This window comes from Alistipes sp. (assembly GCF_048465575.1).
Taxonomy (GTDB): Bacteria; Bacteroidota; Bacteroidia; order Bacteroidales; family Rikenellaceae; genus Alistipes.
Genome location: NZ_DBFWLG010000009.1, coordinates 72,001 through 88,404 on the forward strand (window position 1 = coordinate 72,001; position 16,404 = coordinate 88,404).

17 protein-coding genes and 1 tRNA gene are annotated in these 16,404 nt (G+C 60.3%); 6 read left to right on the top strand and 12 right to left on the bottom strand.

Features of this window, described 5'->3' with window-relative positions; all coding sequences use genetic code 11:
- The first annotated feature begins 120 nt into the window (after window positions 1-120).
- Entirely contained in the window at window positions 121-729 is a 609-nt protein-coding gene (locus ACMQ11_RS02980) for a nitroreductase family protein (protein ID WP_418991181.1), read from the top strand.
- A 98-nt stretch (window positions 730-827) separates the two neighbouring features.
- Entirely contained in the window at window positions 828-1,532 is a 705-nt protein-coding gene (locus tag ACMQ11_RS02985) for an energy transducer TonB (RefSeq protein ID WP_418991182.1), read from the top strand.
- Between the two features lie 135 nt (window positions 1,533-1,667).
- Here the strand turns inward: ACMQ11_RS02985 and ffh are convergent, their stop codons facing one another.
- Entirely contained in the window at window positions 1,668-2,993 is a 1,326-nt protein-coding gene (ffh, locus tag ACMQ11_RS02990) for a signal recognition particle protein (RefSeq protein ID WP_418991183.1), read from the bottom strand.
- Between the two features lie 210 nt (window positions 2,994-3,203).
- On the opposite strand from ffh, the gene ACMQ11_RS02995 reads away from it, so the two are divergent.
- Complete coding sequence (locus ACMQ11_RS02995) at window positions 3,204-3,848, top strand: hypothetical protein (protein WP_418991185.1); 645 nt, start codon at window positions 3,204-3,206, stop codon at window positions 3,846-3,848.
- Here ACMQ11_RS02995 and ACMQ11_RS03000 read toward each other — a convergent pair.
- Window positions 3,845-4,417, bottom strand: a complete 573-nt coding sequence (locus tag ACMQ11_RS03000) for a DUF4294 domain-containing protein (protein WP_418991186.1) — start codon at window positions 4,415-4,417, stop codon at window positions 3,845-3,847. The two genes, ACMQ11_RS02995 and ACMQ11_RS03000, sit on opposite strands and share 4 nt — an antisense overlap.
- A 79-nt stretch (window positions 4,418-4,496) precedes the next feature.
- On the opposite strand from ACMQ11_RS03000, the gene ACMQ11_RS03005 reads away from it, so the two are divergent.
- Together ACMQ11_RS03005 and ACMQ11_RS03010 are read left to right on the top strand one after the other, a co-directional pair.
- The gene (locus ACMQ11_RS03005; protein ID WP_418991188.1) at window positions 4,497-4,871 is read left to right on the top strand and encodes a thioesterase family protein; all 375 of its coding nucleotides are present in this window, start codon (window positions 4,497-4,499) and stop codon (window positions 4,869-4,871) included.
- A 2-nt stretch (window positions 4,872-4,873) separates the two neighbouring features.
- Complete coding sequence (locus tag ACMQ11_RS03010) at window positions 4,874-5,698, top strand: VanW family protein (protein ID WP_418991189.1); 825 nt, start codon at window positions 4,874-4,876, stop codon at window positions 5,696-5,698.
- 6 nt (window positions 5,699-5,704) lie between these two features.
- Here the strand turns inward: ACMQ11_RS03010 and nhaD are convergent, their stop codons facing one another.
- Window positions 5,705-7,039 carry a sodium:proton antiporter NhaD gene (gene nhaD, locus ACMQ11_RS03015; RefSeq protein WP_418991190.1) on the bottom strand — a complete coding sequence of 445 codons (1,335 nt, stop codon included), beginning with the start codon at window positions 7,037-7,039 and terminating at the stop codon, window positions 5,705-5,707.
- A 167-nt stretch (window positions 7,040-7,206) separates the two neighbouring features.
- Here nhaD and ACMQ11_RS03020 point away from each other — a divergent pair.
- Window positions 7,207-7,277 (top strand) — tRNA-Gln (locus ACMQ11_RS03020).
- Window positions 7,278-7,293: 16 nt separating this feature from the next.
- Here the strand turns inward: ACMQ11_RS03020 and ACMQ11_RS03025 are convergent.
- The 9 genes from ACMQ11_RS03025 to ACMQ11_RS03065 form a co-directional block, all read right to left on the bottom strand.
- Window positions 7,294-7,764: a GlsB/YeaQ/YmgE family stress response membrane protein gene (locus tag ACMQ11_RS03025; RefSeq protein ID WP_418991191.1), complete on the bottom strand. Its 471-nt coding sequence runs from the start codon at window positions 7,762-7,764 to the stop codon at window positions 7,294-7,296.
- An 88-nt stretch (window positions 7,765-7,852) separates the two neighbouring features.
- Window positions 7,853-8,113 carry a TIGR03905 family TSCPD domain-containing protein gene (locus ACMQ11_RS03030; protein WP_418991192.1) on the bottom strand — a complete coding sequence of 87 codons (261 nt, stop codon included), beginning with the start codon at window positions 8,111-8,113 and terminating at the stop codon, window positions 7,853-7,855.
- 157 nt (window positions 8,114-8,270) lie between these two features.
- Complete coding sequence (locus ACMQ11_RS03035) at window positions 8,271-9,719, bottom strand: fimbrillin family protein (RefSeq protein WP_418991193.1); 1,449 nt, start codon at window positions 9,717-9,719, stop codon at window positions 8,271-8,273.
- Window positions 9,720-9,736: 17 nt separating this feature from the next.
- On the bottom strand, window positions 9,737-10,669 hold the full coding sequence (locus tag ACMQ11_RS03040) for a fimbrillin family protein (protein ID WP_418991194.1): 933 nt from the start codon (window positions 10,667-10,669) through the stop codon (window positions 9,737-9,739).
- Window positions 10,670-10,708: 39 nt separating this feature from the next.
- Window positions 10,709-11,557, bottom strand: coding sequence for a hypothetical protein (locus ACMQ11_RS03045; RefSeq protein WP_418991195.1), 849 nt, complete (start codon window positions 11,555-11,557; stop codon window positions 10,709-10,711).
- 34 nt (window positions 11,558-11,591) lie between these two features.
- Window positions 11,592-12,788 (bottom strand): BACON domain-containing protein, encoded by a 1,197-nt coding sequence (locus ACMQ11_RS03050; protein ID WP_418991196.1) that lies wholly within the window; start codon window positions 12,786-12,788, stop codon window positions 11,592-11,594.
- 20 nt (window positions 12,789-12,808) lie between these two features.
- Entirely contained in the window at window positions 12,809-13,882 is a 1,074-nt protein-coding gene (locus tag ACMQ11_RS03055) for a DUF3575 domain-containing protein (protein ID WP_418991197.1), read from the bottom strand.
- Window positions 13,879-14,259: a helix-turn-helix domain-containing protein gene (locus ACMQ11_RS03060; RefSeq protein WP_418991198.1), complete on the bottom strand. Its 381-nt coding sequence runs from the start codon at window positions 14,257-14,259 to the stop codon at window positions 13,879-13,881. The genes ACMQ11_RS03055 and ACMQ11_RS03060 overlap by 4 nt, the downstream gene beginning before the upstream one ends.
- A 107-nt stretch (window positions 14,260-14,366) precedes the next feature.
- On the bottom strand, window positions 14,367-16,097 hold the full coding sequence (locus tag ACMQ11_RS03065; RefSeq protein ID WP_418991199.1) for a helix-turn-helix domain-containing protein: 1,731 nt from the start codon (window positions 16,095-16,097) through the stop codon (window positions 14,367-14,369).
- Window positions 16,098-16,404 lie beyond the last annotated feature (307 nt).

Sequence of the window (16,404 nt, forward strand, 5' to 3'; positions counted from 1 at the left end):
AGCGATAAAAAGCGCCGCGTGCAACCCTCGGGACGATAAATTTGCCTGCAAGCGATCTCTTTGCGAGGACGTTTTCAGGAATTTTGCCTATATTTGTCCGAACCGAAAAAAGATGTGGTTATGAAAACAGGGAAATTGTTGGCGGGTGCGCTGGCGGCTCTTCTCGTCGTCTCGTGCGCCCAGAATCGCACCGTGGATAGCGGAGAGGCTGTGCTGAATGCGATCGCTTCGCGCACGAGCATCCGCTCTTTCGAGCAGCGTGCGGTCAGCGCCGACACGGTCGAACTGCTCCTGCGGGCCGCGATGGCGGCTCCCTCGGCCCGCAACCGACAGCCGTGGGCATTCGTTGTGGTCGACGATCCGAAACTGCTCGCGCAGCTGGCCGATTCGCTGCCTTATGCCAAAATGGCGGCCCGGGCTCCGCTGGCCGTGGTGGTGTGCGGGGTGCTGACCGAATCGGGCGGGGCGTCGAATCACGGCTGGTGGGTGCAGGATGCCGCAGCCGCTACCGAGAATCTGCTGCTGGCCGCCCATGCCATCGGGCTGGGCGCCGTCTGGACCGGGGTCTACTCCTATGAGGACCGGGTACGGGCCCTGCGCAATGTCCTCGGTTTGCCCCGGAGCGTTGTGCCGCTCAATGTCATTCCGTTAGGCTACCCGGCCGAAACCCCGGCACCGAAAGAGAAATGGGACCCTGCGAAAGTCCGCCGCAACGGCTGGACGGAGTAAATGATCGCTGTTATGAAAAGAATCGTAATTCTGCTTGCAGGCTTTTTGTTTGCGCACGTATCTTTCGCGCAACAAGATAGTGAGGACAACGATATTTATTGGCCGGTGATGGTCGAAGGGCTCCGGTTCCAAGGCTCTCTGAATTGCACGACCCGGTTTTCGGAGTGGGTGGAAGACAACATACGTTTGAACGACAGCCGGAATCGACTCAAGTTTTTGTTCAGTTCGTTGTGGAAAAAGACGGCTCCCTGTCCAATTTCAAATGTGTACGTTCCCCCGACAATTCATTGACCGAAGAGGTTTATCGTGTCATGAGATCAGCTCCCAAGTGGACGCCGGGAAGATCGAAAAACAGCACGGTAAGAACTCAAACCATGATATCGGTCGATTTTATCGAACGCTCTCAGTTGCTGGCAAAAAGAAAGGAGAAAAGACTGGAATACCGAACTATAAGTGTGGCTAATCTGCGTGCGCTGCTTCCCATCGTAGACAAGCCGGTAGTCGTGTTGATCCTGTCCGATTTTGGTTGCGTTCCCTCCCGATCTTTGTTCAATGCCTGGCATACGCTGTTGAAAGCCTACGAGGGACGATACGAGCGCTATGTCGTGATGCGTGACGAGGATACCGGTTCTTATGAAAATTGCTACGGTTTTCGGGATGAGTATGGTGCACAAGAGGTCCCTACGATCCTTTTTTTCTATAACAGAAAGGGCGATTATGTAAGCCGCACCGGCTACGATCGGAAGCAGAGCGGGGAACTCGTCAAATGGATGGAAGAAGCCTTTGCCAAATCGGAATTCTAAAGGACGGAAATTCCCGGTCAGACAGGAATCGGAAGCGCCCGAATTTCCGGGTTGAATTTTTCGTCCCCGACAGCGATACGCTGCCGGGGACGAGTCTTTTTCTAAAAATCCCGATCCTGCAAGTCGCAAATTCAGCTACCGCCGCATCCCCGGCATCTTGGGCATTTTCATGCCGCCGCCGGCCACGGCTTTCATCATCTTGCGCGTGTCCTCGAACTGCTTCATCAGCCGGTTCACGTCGGCCATCGTCGTGCCCGAACCCTTGGCGATGCGTTCGCGGCGGCGGGCGTTGATGATCTCGGGCCGTTCGCGTTCGGCGGGGGTCATCGACGAGATGATGGCCTCGGTCTGCTTGAACACGTCGTCCGGAATGTCGACGTTCTTGAGCATCTTGCCCATGCCGGGAAGCATTCCGGCCAGGTCCTTGAGATTGCCCATCTTCTTGATCTGCTGAATCTGCGAGATGAAATCGTTGAAATTGAACTGGTTTTTGACCAGCTTTTTCTTGATCCGGCGCGCCTCCTCCTCGTCGAACTGCTCCTGGGCGCGCTCCACGAGCGACACGACGTCGCCCATGCCCAGAATACGGTCGGCCATGCGCTCGGGATGGAAGACCTGCAAGGCGTCCATCTTTTCGCCGCTGGAGATGAACTTGAGTGGTTTGTCGACCACCGAACGGATCGAAATGGCGGCGCCGCCGCGCGTGTCGCCGTCGAGTTTAGTCAGCACCACGCCGTCGAAATCGAGCCGGTCGTTGAACTCCCGGGCGGTATTCACGGCGTCCTGACCCGTCATGGCATCCACGACGAAGAGGGTTTCGGAGGGCTTCACGGCGGCCTTGATGGCGGTGATCTCCTGCATCATCGCCTCGTCCACGGCCAGACGGCCCGCGGTATCGACGATCACGACGTTGTACGATTTCTGGCGGGCGTACCGGATGGCGTTTTCGGCGATCTCGACCGGATTACGGTTTCCCTCTTCGGTGTAGACCTCGACGCCGATCTGGCCGCCGAGCACCTTGAGCTGATCGATGGCCGCGGGGCGGTAGACGTCGCCCGCGACGAGCAGCACCTGACGGCCTTTCTTCGTTTTCAGCAGCGAGGCCAGCTTGCCCGAGAAAGTCGTCTTACCCGAACCTTGCAGACCCGCGATCAGGATGACGGCCGGCGTTCCCTCCAACCGGATCTCCGCGGCCGTGCCGCCCATCAGTTCGGCCAGTGAGTCGCGGACGATCTTGGTCATCATCTGTCCCGGCTTCACGGCCGTGAGTACGTTCTGGCCCAGCGCTTTCTGCTTCACCTCGTCAGTGAACGACTTGGCGACCTTGTAGTTGACGTCGGCGTCTATCAGGGCGCGGCGAATCTCCTTGAGCGTCTCGGCGATATTGATCTCCGTGATGCGGCCCTCGCCCTTGAGTATTTTGAACGACCGTTCGAGTTTGTCGGTTAAGTTTTCAAACATGACCTGAGAAATTTTGCCCACAAAGATAGCGAATAATTTAGAAAGCACAATTCGCTGACGGCATTTTGTCGTTTCGGAAATTTGTCTTATGTTTATCCCCCGAACCCAACCTTTTTTGCAATGAAGAGACTCCTTGCCTCAGTGTTGCTTACCGTCTTGTACGGGGCCTCCGCCGCGCAAACGCTTGTTCCGATAGACGAACCGCGTGAAATGCCCCGCCGCCGATCGTTCGACAACCAGTTGGGCCTGCGCTACGGGGCGCAGCTCTACGTGGGCGACGGGCGCGGTCCCGAGTTGCAGGCCTTTTCAATCGACTATGCCCGCTACAACTTTTACAATATCGGGTTCCGTACGGGACTGAACGTCTTTGTCGACGAGGATGTGCGCGACTATTTCTCCGTGCCGCTGCAATTCTCGTGGCGCACGGGACGCATCGCCTCGGCCTGGCGCCGCGAAAGCCAACAGAGCAGTGTCAGCAATAACTATTACAACGGCAGATACGCCCCCGATTTGTACAGCGGTTCGACGGCCGATGCGGGCAGCACTTTCTTCAACGTGCTGCTCTCGATCCTGCCCTCGGCGTTCGAATTCCACGCGGGCGTCACGCCGGGCATGATGTTCGGGCCGTTCTCCGCAAATGCGTCGTATGGCCCGGCAGACGCGTCCTACGTGGTGCGGCAGCGCTTTTCCTGCACGTTCGACGCCGGCGTCAGGTTGATAATCCCCATCTGGCGCTTCGACCTGTTCGGCGATTTCACTTACCACTGTTACCTCACGGACAATTTCCGGGAGGGCGATTTCCGTCCCTCGCGCTCCTACATGGGTCTGGGCGTCGGGCTGGCGTTCAATTTCTAAAGCAGCCCGGCCTCGTAATAGATCACGATCTGCTCGATCATCCGGTCCTCTTTCTCCTTGTCGTACTCCGATTTGAGGTTCTGACCGAAGATGCGCGACACGCCCTGCCAGAAGCCGGCCACGAAACCGCCGCGGAACTCGCGCAGCACCTCGTAGGCCGTGTATTCCGTTTCACGGTCGATCAGCTTGAGCAGCACGCGGCCCTGCGTGCGGGTCATGTGCTTCAGCACGGGGGTGTATTCCTCTTTGATCTGGTGGTACACCTCCCGGATGTAGGCTTTCTGCGCCTTTTTGGTCGGCAGGCGGCACAACTCCTCCTCCATCTCGGCCATCCGGGCCTTGGCGATCTTGGCGATGGGGTAGACCCGTTTGACGGCCTCCACCAGCCGGCGGTAACGACGCAGATCGACCGGGCGGCTGAAGACATAGACCGGCAGCGAGTGGATCAGCGGAATCGAGTCTCCCCGCTCTACCGTCCACTCCTGGTGCCAGAATCCATGACCGCCCTGCGCCTGCGCCCCGGGGAGCGCGGCGGCGAGAGCGAACAGAAGCAAGAGCCATTTTTTCATTGTCAGGGAGAAAATTCGTACCTTTGACGGCAAAGATAACTCGATTTATCGTAAAAACGGAATCCGTAAAGCAGATAGTATGTTGGAGAAAGGATTGTCGGCTCAGAGCCGCACGACGGTCGCCGGGGAGAACACGGCAGAGAGGATGGGATCGGGCGACATGCCCGTATTCGCCACGCCGGCGATGGTGGCGCTGATGGAGAACGCCGCGATGACGGCCGTGGCCGCTGCGCTGCCCGCGGGCTCCACGACCGTCGGTGCGGAGATGAACTGCACGCATATCAAGCCCTCGGGCATCGGGGCCGAAATCACGGCCACGGCCGTACTCACCGAGGTCGAGGGGCGCAAACTGACGTTCAACGTCGGTGCGCGCGACGCCGAGGGAATGATCGGCGAGGGGGTGCATATCCGCTACGTCGTGGACCGCGAAAAGTTCCTCTCGAAAGTGAAATAGCCGTGGAAGCGCCCGGACCTCGTCCGCTGCACCGTTCGCGGCTGCGTCTGTGGTGCGGCCGCTTGTGGTACACGCTTCAGCGCTATGCGCTGTGGTATTTCGGAGGTATCCGCTTCGCACGCAGAGCCTCCGCGCCCGCCACGCCCTACCTGCATTTCAGCCACCGTACTCCCTTGCTGCGCAAACTCAGGGACGTGGACATGCAGTACCAGCACAATAAGATCGTCAACCTCAAACTGGCCGCTAGGCGGCTGGACGGGGTGACGCTCCGCCCGGGCGAGACGTTCAGCTACTGGCGGCTGATCGGACGTCCGACCGCTCGCAAAGGGTATCTGGAGGGGATCGTGCTCTTCTGCGGGACATTCCGTCCCGGCACGGGCGGCGGGTTGTGCCAGCTGTCGAATCTCGTCTACTGGATGACGCTGCACACGCCCCTGACCGTCGTGGAGCGTTACCGCCACTCTTACGACGTTTTTCCCGACTGCGGCCGCACGCAGCCGTTCGGCAGCGGCGCCACGTGCGTCTATCCCTACCGCGATCTGATGATCCGCAATGACACTGAGACCACATTCCGCCTGCATGTCCGCGTCGGCACGGAGTACCTCGAGGGGGAGTGGCGTGCCGACCGGCGACCCGAATACACTTACCGCGTGGTCGAACGCAACCACCGCATGACGCCCGAATACTGGGGCGGTTACAGCCGCCGCAACGAACTTTACCGCGAGGTGTACGACGACCGGGGTCGGTGCGTCGACGTGCAGTTCGTCACGCGCAACGACGCCCTGATGATGTACGCTCCGTTTCTGGAAGAGAATGCGCGGCGGTAGCCTGAATCAGAATCCGATGAGGTGTTCGAGCCAGATCACCCCGATACCCGCCAGGTAACCTGCGAAAGCCAGCAGGGAGATCTTCTTGAAATACCAGGTGAAATTGATCTTTTCCAGCCCCATCGCCACCACGCCCGCCGCCGAGCCGATAATCAGCAGGCTGCCGCCCACGCCGGCGCAGTAGGTCAACAGGTGCCAGAACAGGCCGTCGGCGACGAACGACCGCATGAATGCCGGGTCGCTGCTCGCCGCAATCGAGGCGGCATCCGCAATGGGGTACATGCCCATCGAGGCGGCCACCAGCGGTACGTTGTCCACCACCGACGAAAGCAGCCCGATCACGCCCGTGATGGCGAACACCTCGTGGACCTGCTTATCGAGCCACTGCGCCATGTCGGTCAGTACGCCTGCGGACTGAAGCGCCGCCACGGCCATCAGGATTCCCAGAAAGAAGAGGATCGTCGGCATGTCGATCCGTTTGAGCACCTTGGGTACACGCGGCTGGTTGGTCCGGGCCATGTTTTGCTTGCGGTCGTAGATGATCTCGGTGAGCAGCCACATGGCCCCCAGCGAAATGATCATGCCCATGTAGGGCGGCAGCCCGGTCAGCTCCTTGAAGAGGGGCACGAACAGCAGGCTCGCAACGCCCGTGATGAGGATCAGGCGGCTCAGCCGCGGTCCGATTCCTGCCGGAAGCTCCTCTGCCGGCGGTTCGGTCGCAACGGCTACCGTGTCGGTGTTCGAAATGTAACGGCAGGCGAGGAACGCGGGGATGACCACCGACACCACGCAGGGCAGAAACAGGTTGTAGATGAGCGCTCCGGCCGAGACGTTGCCGCGCATCCAGAGCATGATCGTCGTCACGTCGCCGATGGGCGACCAGGCGCCGCCGCTGTTTGCGGCGATCACGATCAGGCCGGCGAATACCCAGCGCTCCTGCTGGTCGGCGATGATGCGGCGCAGCAGCATCACCATGATGATGGTGGTGGTCATGTTGTCCAGCACGGCCGACATGAAGAAAGTGATGAGTGCCAGCAGCCACAGGAGCTTGTGCTTGTTGCGCGTGGTGATGTGGTCGGTGATGATATTGAACCCGCCGTGCGAGTCGATCAGATCGACGATGGTCATGGCTCCGATCAGGTAGACCAGTATCTCGCAGGTGTTCCCCAACTGATCGACCAGCTCGGTGCCGATCCGCTGGTCGTGCCCCGCGAGACTGAAGACGGTCCAGATAGCGCCGCACATCAGCAGCGCAACGGCCGATTTGTTGATTCGGATTTTGTGCTCCAGGGCGATGAAGAGGTAGCCCACCACGAAGAGCACGATCATTGTCGGGATCATATTTTCCTTGTTTATATGCGGTTCCGGTGTTTCGCTCGACAAGGCAATTTCCGGGCCGGGCCGCAACCCGAATCGCTGAAACGAAACCGGTTGCCCGTCATTTTTCGGCCCCGGGGTTGGAGTTTGCGAATTTTTGCTTATCTTTGCGTCGCTTCCGAGCAGTTGTTTGAGCTGTGGTGTAATGGTAACACAGCAGATTTTGGTTCTGTCGTTCCAGGTTCGAGTCCTGGCAGCTCAACGCAAAAAGAGAGGTCTCAGGACCTCTCTTTTCTGTTATCGGCAGTCGTTTTCTTCTGCGGACCGTTCGTTTTCCGTCGGACATTTGCGGGGCGTCTCCCGGCGGCGGGCTTCACCTGCTTCGGTTCCGGTTCCGGCTGCTCGGCGCACGGAGTCGAGCGGTCGATCTTCTCCGAAAAGAGCTCCAGGGTTTCCCGATTCTCCTCTTCGGCCTGTTCCCGCACGGTATCATCCACGTCGCGCATCGGGCGGTGCGCCACCGCCGCCGCGAACCAGAGCAGTACGCCGGCGCCGACGATGGCCAGTACCACGCTGGCGAGCGAGCCCGGCGCGACGAATCCGAACAGCGAGAGCAGCCACCCTCCCAGCACGGCCCCGACCACGCCGACGATCAGATAGATGAAGAGCGTGCGACGGTCGCCCCGAACCAGAAATCGGGCGATCATTCCGGCAGCCAGGCCGATCAGAACATACCACAGGAAATACATGACTATACGGTTTTATACCGCTATACCGTGCAAAATCCCTGCCCGAGTTGCGCGCAGGGGCGGTCCGATTGGCTTTTCGGCCTGCCGATCACCTCTTTGCTTCGAGCGCCTGCCCGAGCGCACGGGCCAGCTGGTCGGGACACGAGGTGCCCTTGCCGCGGCAGTCGATGCCTGCCAGCCTCTCGATGGCTTCGGCAGCCGTCATGCCGCGCACCAGCGCGGCGATGCCCTGCTGGTTGCCGTGGCAGCCGCCCGTAAACGCGACGCTGCGGATTATCTCCTCTTCGAGTTCGATGTCGATCTGCCGCGAGCAGGTGCCCTCACAGGGGTAAACTATTTTTGCGGTCATTGGTTTGTGTGTTGTTTGCGGGTGCAAAGATATGAAGATCCGCAAAGAACGCTTATTTTTTGCAGAATCTTTGGCCCCAAGATGACCCTTTTTTGCTCAGCGCGCCTCAGCCCTCTCGATCTGGCGGGAAGACAATAATCCGGTGATACCGCAGCGGTCAGAAGGCCATGACGGGCCAGGTACAATTGGTTACAGCGTCGTCTTTACTCAGAGCCATCCCCAGCCCGTTTTCTAAATGAACTGTCGCTACATTGATATTCGTCCAATCTGTTGAAGTCCAGGCAAACTTATACTCAGGAAAGGGATTTTCTATCCCGAGCTCTTTCAATACCGGGGTCAGAATTTCCCGGTTCTGTTCACTACATACCGCTCTCATTTCGTTCAGTGCCGGCAGATACCAAACTCCGGTGGACTGGGCTCCGTAGGTTGTTCCCTGCCGATTCAGACCGTCCACCCACTTCATTGCCGGATACTTTTCGAATTTGCCGTCCCGCTTGCGGAAGCCTTCCATATTCACGCGCCCGTTATCGTCATCGCTTATATTGGTAAAGACGAGTTCCGTCGACCATACAAGAACCCCTTCCATCCGCCTCAGGCCGACGATCTTGCCCGACTTGCCGCCGTTGCTCACCTCGAAGACTACACCTTTTTTGCCGCTGAAACCCACGTAGGGATAGATGTCGCCGACCTTGTATACATGGTTTGGGTCGACGGTCAGGTTGACGTCGATGGTCAGGTCGAGCGGCTTCACCTCGCTCCGGATCAGGTTGAAACTGCGGGACGGGCGGTGCGAGAGGGTCGTGAGGTAGGTCCATTCGAACGTGAGGAGTACGCTGCCCTGCGGGACGTTCTGCTGGGGGACGAGGGCGTACCAGCACTTTTCGGCGGAGTTGTAGTGCATCCGGATGTCGGTGGCTGCGCCGGAGGTGGCGACGTCGCCCGTCGCCAGGTTGAGCGTGGCGGACGGTTGCCTCCCTTTGAGCGTCACGACGTCCGCCGGGCGGGGCGCCTTGTCCTTGTCGGCGGGGCCGTCGGCGAGCTTCACCCGCACCAGCGCCAGCTTGTGACGGAACGTGAGAGACACGGGGTCGGCCGTCTTGTCCACGTTCGGAGTGCTTGCCGTCAGGAGGTAGCTTGCCGAAAGTCCCGTAGTGCTTTGGTCCGTCTGGACGGTAAAAGGCATTGCCAGCGGGTCTACACCCTCCGGGCGGTAGGGATAATAAGCGTAGAAACTAAGTGGCTTGCCGTCTTTTGGGTAAACGTCCTTGCCAGCGGGCAGGTCGCAGGTCCACGTGGTGCCGTCGAAAGTCATCGGGGCGTTGTCAACCCAGTTGCCCGCCGATTGCAGGGCGCCATCGCCCTTGACGATGAAGAGGCCCACGCGGTCGCCGGCGGTGAAAGAGGAGGTGAAATCCGTGTTCGTCGCCACGCGGGTGGATGCGCCGCAGGGCGTGGCAGCGGCTGTGGCTATGGCGATTTCGAAGCGTATCTCCTGCGGTGCGCCGCCGGCCGGGGGGGGGACGGCGAACTCCTCCTTGCCGCAGGCCGCGGCGAGCAGCAGGGCGCAGAGGGTGCAGGCTGTTTTGCAGGTGGTCATTGGTTTCATGATGCACGTTTTCGAGGTTATTCCGCCGTCCCGGTTCCGGTCGAGCCGCCGGTCCACGCATGGATGCTTCCCGAGGCGGAGAGGGTTCGTTTGGTGACGTTGATGGTATAGACATACATTTTGCCCGCCTCGAGAACCGGAATCTGGTTGTGGATCGACCACGTATAGGCCTCGTTCTGGTCGGTGTGGAAAGTCACGCTGTGGGCCTCGCCGAGCGCGGCGGGCAGCAGAATCGCTTCGAACCTCGTGCCGGGGAAAGAGGGCGCCGCATAAGCCGTGATCTCTTTCGGCCCGCCCGGCCCGGTAAGTCCGTCCACGCCTTTCAGGTCGAACGTGGCGGTGGTATTCATGCCGTTAATCTTGACCGTCGTGACCTTTCCGGGAACCGAGGCGTCTTTCGAGACTTTTATCACCAGCTTCACCAACCGGTGTGTGAAAGCGAGTTTCACCTCCCCGCCCTCGCGTCCGTCCTGCTTGTCGTACCCGACGCCGTCGTTGTCGGCACGGGCGGTCATGAGGTCGATGGCGCTCTGGGGTTTCTGTTGCGTAAGGTCGATGGGGTACGAGAAATCCGTCAATGCCGCGTTGTGGGGATGGTAGGCGATGAAATCTACCTTGGCCCCATTGGCGAGCGGGTAGTAGATTTTGTTCGCGGAAGCCGTGAACGTCGTTTGTGCCCCTCCCCTGTCCACCAAATATAAGATGTTGGCGGCCTGGCCCGCTATTTCGCCCGTGCCGTGGCCGACCATGTAGATGCCGATGGGATCGGCGGCATTCCAGCGGGCGTTGCCCTGGTCGTCGACCGTGACGCGGGACTGGGGCGGGAGGGCGTCGATTCCGGAGCTGAACCGGACCGCTCCGTCGTCGTTGCGCGGGAGCGTGTCGTTCTTGTCGCACGAACAGAGAGCCAGCGTGGCGATAAGGGTTGCAAAAAGAGGAGATGCTTTCATGATTTTCTCGAATTGGTTATGTGAATAGATTTGATTTTGTCAGTCGGCCGCCCCGCTGCCGGTAACGGGCGTCCAGTTGTCGATCGTCCCCGCGAATCCGGCTTCCGACGGGGTTTCGACCACGCGGCCGTCCAGGGTGAGGGGCGTACGCTTGTCGTCGTTGAATCCCGCCAGGGCGGACGTCAGATCGCTCGTGACGGTCATGGGCCCGGGATTGTCGTCCCGGAACCGGATAGCGAGGTCCAGTTCGATTTTCTCGCCCGGTACCACGCCCAGCAGCCGCAGGGTCGCAGCCCATTTTCCGGCTTCGGCTCCCCCGGCGATCTTCGAAAAAGAGCATGCCACCGCACCGGGCAGGGAGTGGGTCCCGTTTTCCAGATCCACCTTGCAAGCGACTCCCCGCAGCGTTCCGCCGACCGATACGATCCGTGCGACGGCATCGCCCGTGGGTGCGACCGCCAGCGTCAGCTCGCGCACCTGCTGCCGCATCACGGCTGTGCAGGCGTGGTCGGTATCGGGTGAGATCGTCACCTCCGCCGCGCACGAGAAGAGCCAGCCGGGGTTGTACGTGCCGTCGAGGCCGGCTTGCGCCACGTTGCCCTCGATGCGGATATTGGTGGGGATGTTGCAGACCAGCATCCGGCAGGTGCCCGGTTCGAACAGGCGGTCGAGCGTGTTGGTCGCGCCGACGAGCGTGGCAGTGTAGTCGCCCACGCGCACCGTATAGCTTTCGGGCACCGCAAGTCCCTGACCGATCCCGCTCCAGTCGGTGGTGAGCGTGAGCGTTCCCTTGTCGGGATGCGCCGTGTTGTAGATCGGGTCGTTCACGTCGCAGGCCGCCAGGAGCAAGCATGCTCCCGCCGCCGCTATTTTCATATAAGTTTTCATAATTTGCTGTTTTAGCCCGTTCGCAACGGCGCGGCTACCTTTTCACTACGGCGATTCCGGTGACAAAGAAATTCTCCGCATCCGTGCCTTTCGGCAGGTCGGTCCGCCTGCCATTGACCCAGTAGCATGCGCAGGTCTTGTTTGTCCGGTCCTGATACTGGCCCGCGACAAAGACCTTTCCGCCGGCCACCGCAATGCCCGGAACCTTGGCGTTGTATGCACCCGCGGGCAGCGGCAGTTCGGTATGCTTTCCGTTCGTCCAGCATAAGACCGCATCCCGCTGGCTGTTCATGCAGGTTCCCGCGGCGTAAACCGTTCCGTTCACGACCGCTATCGACTGAACCGAGCAGTCATCCATCCCCTGCGGCACGTCGGTCAGCGGCGTACACGCTTCGCCGACCCAATAGCAGGGGTACCTCACACCCTCCGATGAGTAACAGCCGCCGATATAGACCGAGCCGCCCGAACAGGCCATACACATGGCGTCGGATTCATTCGTGGTGACGGGTGCGGTGAGGGATTTCGCATTGCCGTCTTTCCAATAGGTAGCGATATTGGCTGAGTAACCCAAAGCCGAGATGTAGAGTTGTCCGGCGATATGGACCTCGCCGTCTTTCCAGTAGCATCCCGTACCGCCCATGTTGCCCGACAGATAAATCGAACCGCCCGAAGCGGCGATCGACGTGCAATGGCTGTCGACCGTTCCCGAGGGAACGGGGAGGGCCTTTTGCACGCCGTTCTTCCAATAGCAGGCGAACGTATTGTAATCCGCGGTCTGGTACGAGCCCGAAACATACACGTCGCATTCGGCTGCGGCCTCCTGCGTCGCGTTGATCGTCACCGGGGCCGCCTTGCCGGCCGTGACGGTGATCGTCGCGGGAGGAGGCGCCGCCGTCTTGTCGTTGGGCAGGGCCGTGACGGTAAAGGTTCCCTCCGAGGGATTCATCTCCACCTTGCACCACGACTGGTCGGTGATCGGCAGCCAGACGGGCTGGTTGGTAGAGACTTTGTAGGTGTAACTTTCGGCGGCCTCGGCGCTGAAAGCGATGGCAGCCGTTGCCGGAGAGATCGTCACGTAGGGGTCGCCGCCGGAATCGTCGTTGCCGCAGGCTGTTGACAGCAGCGCGGCGGCGGTCAGTACGCCGGTTGCAATTCGTTTCGCGCGCGCCGTGAACGGGCTGCCGCCCGCGCCGGGGCAGTCCAGAGTTTGCTTCGTTGTCGTCGTTTTCATATTCATTATCTGAGAAATTGTTATCGTTTTCCGCCTATTGTCCACACGAGCGATATGCCTGCCTGCGTCGGCCCCCAGCAATTCCGGCTTCGGTCTCGCTCCTTGTATACCCGCACGCGGTTGGTGATGCCGAACGTGTCGTATTCGAAGCGGGTATAGCCCAGTCCGAGGTTGAAATCGACCGCCCAGCGGCGCGAAAGCGGCAGCTGGTAGCCCACTGTCAACCCCGCGCCCCACAGCGAACCCTGATAGCCCGTCTGTTTGGACACGATGCCGCCGAGGGCGTACCGGTAAAGATTGAACCGGCCGAAATTGGCCGACACGCCCGCGTAAAAGCGCTTGTCACGGAGCAGATACCACCGCACCTCGGGGCTGAGGAGCCAGATTTTCTGCACCTTGCCATGCCGGTCGCCCCACCATGAGCGGCTGCCGTCGAGTTTGATCCCCGCATCGCGGGTCAGGCGCCACTCCACCCCAAGCGTCGGCAGCAGCAGCGCGTCGTAGAGCACGTTCGTCCGCACGGCCACGCAGTAGGGTTTGGCAGGTGCGGCGGCTGGTTCGGACGTTGCCGCAAGCGCGGGCGCGGGCTCGGCCGCAGGCTCCGGTTTGGCCGCAGGATGCGGAGGGGAGACGACCTCGGCGGGCTCCTCCTTGCGGGGCTCCTCCGGCACGACCGCCTGCGGTTCCCCGGCCGGAATGCGCAGCGTAACGACCACCACATCCCGCCTGCCGTCGCAGGGTACGGCATGGTTGGCGGTAATGAAATGGGCCTCTTCGAGCCCTTTCACCGTAATCAGTTCCGATTTGACGCGGTTGGCGCGGACACGGGCCGTGCGGAGATTTTCCCGCACGGTCGGCAGCGAGGCGCAGTAGCCGTCCACATACAAGGGTATCGAACCTGCGGCTATTTCCGCCCGACAGCTGTCCACCAAAACGTACAGCCGCTCCAGCTCCGCGCCGTTTCCCGCCCAGGGAACGTAGAACGCATCGCTGGCGGGCAAGAACCGGAACGTGACCGTTTTCGCATCGTTCGGCTCCTGTCCGAAGACGTTTGCAACCGCAAGGAGCAGCCCGAGTGTCAAAATTTTTCTCATGGTTTCGAGGTATTTGATTGTGCTTTGAGTTGCGACGGGGAGAGGCCCGTGATCCGTTTGCAGACGCGCATGAAATTCTTGCGGTCGGAGAACCCGGCCAAAAGGGCGATCCGCCTGATTTTCAGTTCTCCTCCACCTGGCGAGCGCATCAGCCGCAGGGCTTCGGCGATCCGCAGTTCATTGACCAGACGGCAGAAACTTGTCCCCAGCAATCCGTTCGCCGCACGGGAGAGGTCGTAGCGCGATACGCCCAGACGCGACGCCGCATCGTCAAGCGAAAACCGCGGATCGAGATAGAGCTTGTGCTCGGTCAGCTCGTCGCGGAGTCTTGCGGCCAGGTCGCGGTAAAAACGGATGCGGTGATCTTTCGTGTCCATCGTCGGGAGTCCGGTTTGCTGGGGACACTCCAAAAGTAGGACACACGGAACACAAACAGGACGCAATTGTTGAATTGCGTCCTGTTCGGAAAAGTACCGCCGCCCTTTCAGGAGGCGATATTGCGGCGGAACTGGGTCGGCGAGAGCCCCGTGACCTTTTTGAATACGCGGTAGAAATTCTTGCGGTCATTGAAACCCGCGTCGAACGCGATGGCATCGACCGTCAGGGTTGCATTGGCCGGGTCGGACATCAGGCGCACGGCCTCCTTGATCCGCAATTCGTTGACATAAGCGTTGAAATTCACGCCAGTGCAGCGGTTCAACGCCCCCGAGAGGTAGTAACGGCTGTATCCGGTTGCGGCCGCCAGCATGTCGAGCGTCAGATCGGCCTGCCGGTACATCTTCCCGTCGATGACGGCCCTCTCGACCGCGTGCATGATCGTGCGGTCGAACGCTTCGGGTTCGGCCTGCGCTTTCTGCGGCTCGGTCCGGCAAGAGGAACTGCTTTCGGCTGTGTCATCAACCCTCTCCAGCGGCTCGCAGTCTCCCGAAACAGCGGCCCCGCGTTCCGCTTCCACCCCGGCCCACCGCTGGCTTTTGCGCACCAGTTCCCGGTAGGCGGTCCGCGTACGGCGGTAGTAGACGCAAACCAGAACCAGCAGCAGCAGGATCACGCCCAGTGCGACAGAGACGAGCAGGGCTGTCCGGCGGTACATTCTGCTGCGGATCTTTTCCGTGCCGAGTTCCTGTTCGTGCACCTTGCGGTCGGCGGCGCGCAACTGTTGTTCCAGGCGCCGCAGCACCAGCCCGCTGAACGCCTCCTGCTCGCGCTCTTTGGCGCGGAGTGCAGCATCGAGGCAGGCGTCGGCTTTGCGCCGGTCGCCGCGCAGCGTTTGGTAGCGGGTCTCCACCTCCAGCAGGCGACTGTCCTTTTGCGGCAGGCGCGTGCGGCGGTGGAAATCGAGCGCCCTGTGCAGGAAGTTCCCGCCATTGGTCAGATCACCGCGCTGCAAGTAAATGTCTGCGATTTTTGCAGCCAGGCTTGCGGCGAACGGGTCGTCGTTGGGGCGCTTCATCTTCGCCAGCGCAGGCTCCATCCAGGCGAGTGCCCGGTCGTTATCGCCCCGCAGGTAGAAATTGTAGCCGACATTTCCGCCCGCGATACCCTCCCAGACATACCGGTCCTCCCCGATGGGCGCCGAGAGCTCCAGTATGCGAAGAAAACAGGAGTCGGACCTTTCGAAATCGGCTTCGCTGCGGTAGCACAACCCCAGTCCGTTGAGTGCCGGATAGAGCCGGTGATTGTCCGCAATCATCTCCTCGTCTTCGGCGATCAGGCGGTAGAAACGCGCGGCCTCGGCGTATTCCCTGAACGAGTAATAGAAATCGGCTATTTCGAGATAGAGGTAGAATTTCCACGGGAACTCACCCAGCGGTACATTCGCTGCCCGGGCGGCCGCCTCCAGATAAAGGGAGAATGCACGCTGGTAGTCGCACGCGAAAATGCGGTACACGGAGGCGGCATTGAACAGCGCCCGCAGCCGGAGGGCCTCCAACCCGCTCTTTTCGGCCGTGCGGGCAATGGCCAGCAAGTCTTCCGCAAAGCGCTCGGCGGTATAGTCCGCCGAAGGGGTATAACCTCCTTTCCGGCTCTCGTAAAAGCGCACATGGCCTGCAATCCGCTGTCGGTCGAGCTCCCAGACACCGGTCGGATCGGCTTGGGCGGCTTCGGTGAAGAGTTGCACGAGCCGGACGCGCGCAAGCGAATCGCCCGAGAACAGGCTGTCGCAGAGCGATTCGTATCGGTCGAAATAGTGGTGGCATTCCTTGCCGACCATTTCGAGCAAGGGGTTCGTGTCCCGTGCTGCGAGGGGGGGGGAGGACGGCAGCACGAGCGCAAGGAAAAACAGATATATAAGTCGGCACTTCATCCGGTTGTACATCGTATTGTCGTGCAAAAATAGACAATTATAAAGAACCTGAAGACTTTTTCGGGATATATTATTGAGGCAGGAACACCCCGGGCAATCTCATTTTCGGTGCGATTTCCCCGGGATAGGAGGAAGCAGTCATTTTTTATTCTTTCATACGTTTGTAGTGAATTTATTGTTTCTCGACTACAAAAGATACGAAAAAGCACCGCCG